The organism is Nonomuraea mesophila (assembly GCF_004352805.1).
GTDB lineage: Bacteria > Actinomycetota > Actinomycetes > Streptosporangiales > Streptosporangiaceae > Nonomuraea > Nonomuraea longispora.
Genome location: NZ_SMLD01000350.1, coordinates 1 through 2,746, shown reverse-complemented (window position 1 = coordinate 2,746; position 2,746 = coordinate 1). Strand labels below are relative to the sequence as shown.

Annotated in this window: 1 protein-coding gene; it reads left to right on the top strand. The window is 73.6% G+C overall.

All coding sequences use genetic code 11. The features are described from left to right. Positions 1-14: 14 nt before the first annotated feature. Positions 15-2,746: type I polyketide synthase (locus E1295_RS47880; RefSeq protein WP_246081258.1), on the top strand; the 2,732-nt coding region annotated here is incomplete at its 3' end.

The following is a 2,746-nucleotide window of genomic DNA, read 5'->3' as shown; positions in this document are numbered from 1 at the left end:
GGTTGCATCCGGCGTTGCTGGACGCGTCCCTGCATGCCGCCGCGCTGGGCGACCTGGTTCCGAGGGCGGAGGGCAGGCCGTATCTGCCGTTCGCCTGGAGCGGCGTGGAGTTGCACGCGGCCGGGGCCACGGGTCTGCGGGTCAAGGTCACCCGCGGCTCCTCCGACACCAGCATCGTGTTGAACATCGCCGACGACAGCGGCGCTGCGGTGGCCGAGATCGGCGCACTGACCCTGCGTGCCCTGTCCACCGACCTCACCGCAGGCAACCTGGACACCCTCTACCAGGTGACCTGGACGGAGCCGGCCGAGCTTCCCCCCGCCGGTGACGAGGAGTACCCGGATCTGGCGTCGCTGAGGGACACCGACGCGATGCCCGAGTGGGCGTACGTGGAGTGCCCCGTCGCCGAGCCCGGCGACGACGTCCCCGCCGCAGTGCGGCGGGCCACCGCTGACGTGCTGTCGGCCGTGCAGGGATGGCTGGCCGACGAGCGGTTCGCGTCGTCGCGGCTGGTGGTGGTGACGCGGGGTGCGGTGGCCGTGGACGACGGTGATCGCGTGGACGTGTCGGTGGCGCCGGTGTGGGGTCTGGTACGGGCGGCCGAGGCGGAGAACCCGGGCCGGTTCGTGCTGGTGGACGTGGACGGCAGCGCCGAGTCGTGGGCGACGCTGGCCGGGGTGGCCGCCGCGAGGGAGCCGGAGGCGGCCGTCAGGGGCGGCCGGGTGCTGGTGCCGAGGCTGAGCCGGGTCAAGGGCCTGGAGCGGCAGGAGCCGGTGTTCGGGCCCGAGGGCACGGTGCTGGTCACCGGGGGCACGGGCGGCCTGGGCGCGCTGGTCGCCCGCCACCTGGTCACCGAGCACGACGTCAGGAACCTGCTGCTGGTCAGCCGGCGCGGACCCGAGGCTCCGGGTGCGGCCGAGCTGGTCGCCGAGCTGTCCGAACTGGGCGCCTCGGTGGACGTCGCGGCCTGCGACGTGGCCGACCGTGACGCCCTCGCCACCCTGCTCGAAGGCGTGGACGAGCTGGCAGGCGTGGTGCACGCCGCGGGCGTGGGCGACAACGGGCTGTTGGGGTCGCTGTCGGTGGAGCGCCTCGACGGGGTGCTCGGGCCGAAGGCCGACGCCGCCTGGCACCTGCACGAGCTGACCCGCGACCTCGACCTGTCGGCGTTCGTGCTGTTCTCGTCCGCCGGCGGCTCCGTCCTCGCGGCGGGGCAGGCCTACTACGCGGCGGCGAACGTGTTCCTCGACGGGCTCGCGCAGTTGCGGGCCGCCGAAGGGCTAGCGGCGACGTCGCTGGCGTTCGGGTTGTGGGACACCGACACAGGACTGAGCGCCTGGCTGAGCGAGGCCGACTTCGAACGGATGCGGCGGCAGGGCCTGCCGCCGTTGACGGTGGACGAGGCGCTGGCGTCGTTCGACGCCGGGTCCGGCTCGGGCGCGGCGGCGCTGGTGCCGCTGCGGATCGACGCCGGGGCGTTGCGCGGCAGGGGCGCGGAGCTTCCCGCGCTGCTGCGCGGACTCGTACGCGGGTCGGCACGGCAGCAGCCCCGCGCGGCCGGATCCGGGCTGGCCCGCCGGCTCGCCGGGCTGGAGGAGGCCGAGCGCGGCAGGGTGCTGCTGGAGCTGGTCCGCCAGGAGGTGGCCAGGGTTCTCGGTCACGCCTCCATGGACGCCGTGGAGCCCGACCGCGCCTTCCAGGAGCTCGGCTTCGACTCCCTCACGGCCGTCGAACTCCGCAACCAGCTCAACTCGGGCACCGGCCTGCGCCTTCCCGCCACGCTGGTCTTCGACTACCCCAACGCGCGAGCCGTCGCCGACTACCTGGAGACGGAGCTCACGGGAGCCGGGTCCGAGGCCACGGCCGTCACCGCGGCGAGGACGCCGCTGAACGACGAGCCCATCGCGATCGTCGGCATGGCCTGCCGCTACCCGGGCGGCGTGCTCTCGCCGGAGGATCTGTGGCGGCTGGTGAGCGCCGGTACGGACGCGGTCGGCGAGTTCCCCTCCGACCGCGGGTGGGACCTGGACCGGCTGTACCACCCGGACCCCGACAATTCGGGCACCACGTACACGAAGCACGGCGGTTTTCTGCACGACGCGGGCGAGTTCGACCCGGCGTTCTTCGGGATCTCGCCGCGCGAGGCCCTGGCGATGGACCCGCAGCAGCGGCTGCTGCTGGAGACGTCGTGGGAGGCGATCGAGCGGGCCGGCATGGACCCTGCGGCGCTGCGCGGCAGCAGGACCGGCGTGTTCGCGGGCGTCATGTACCACGACTACGCGGCCCATCTCACGACCGTGCCCACGGAGCTGGAAGGGCTCATCGCCACCGGTAACTCCGGCAGCGTCGTGTCCGGCCGCCTGTCGTACACGTTCGGGCTGGAAGGCCCGGCGGTGACCGTGGACACCGCCTGCTCCTCCTCGCTCGTCGCCCTGCACTGGGCGGCGCAGGCGCTGCGGTCGGGCGAGTGCGACCTGGCGCTGGCCGGCGGCGTCACCGTGATGGCCACGCCCGGCACGTTCGTCGAGTTCTCCCGCCAGCGCGGCCTGTCCCCGGACGGCCGGTGCAAGGCGTTCTCCGCCGACGCGGACGGCACCGGCTGGGGCGAGGGCGTAGGCGTGCTGCTCGTCGAGCGGTTGTCGGATGCGGAGCGTCTTGGGCATCGGGTGTTGGCGGTGGTGCGTGGGAGTGCGGTGAATCAGGACGGTGCGAGTAATGGGTTGACGGCTCCGAATGGTCCGTCGCA